We start from the raw sequence: 680 nt of genomic DNA on the forward strand, positions 1-680 counted from the left end.
CGGACAGCGCGCTGGTCACGGCCCACGTGCGGTCCGCGGCGGCGCGACCGGCGAACACGGCCCCGAGCATCGGGTCGGTGAGTCGCGTGCCCTCGGCGGGGCGCTGGTCACGTGCGTACTTGCCAGTGAGCAGGCCGCCGGCGAGGGGCGACCAGGCGAGCAGGCCGGCGCCGGCGGACTCGGCAGCAGGGACGATCTCCCACTCGACCTCGCGCCCCAGCAGGTTGTACTGCACCTGCACCGAGGCGGGCCGTGCCCAGCCGTGCGCGGCGGCGACGTCGGCGGCCTTCTGGACCTGCCACCCGGTGAAGTTGGAGACGCCGAAGTAGCGGACCTTGCCGGCCCGGACCGCATCCTCGAGGAACGACAGCGTCTCCTCGATCGGTGTCGCCGGGTCCCAGCTGTGCGCCTGGTAGAGGTCGATCGTCTCGACCCCCAGCCGGCGCAGGGAGGCGTCCAGCGCCCGCTGCAGGTGGCGGCGGGAGAGCCCGACCCCGTTGGGGTCGCCGGAGGTGGGGAAGCGGCCCTTGGTGCTGAGCACCACCCGGTCGGTCACCTCGCCGGGACGGGACGCGAGCCACTCGCCCACCAAGTGCTCCGAGGCCCCGCCGCCGTAGACGTCTGCCGTGTCGACGAGCGTGCCGCCCGCCTCCGTGAACGCGTCGAGCTGGGCGAAGGCG

1 protein-coding gene is annotated in these 680 nt (G+C 74.3%); it reads right to left on the bottom strand.

Translation table 11 applies throughout. From position 1 onward, the window contains the following. Positions 1–680: aldo/keto reductase (locus G9H72_RS20750; protein WP_166174749.1), on the bottom strand; the 680-nt coding region annotated here is incomplete at both ends.

This window comes from Motilibacter aurantiacus, assembly GCF_011250645.1.
Taxonomy (GTDB): Bacteria; Actinomycetota; Actinomycetes; order Motilibacterales; family Motilibacteraceae; genus Motilibacter_A; species Motilibacter_A aurantiacus.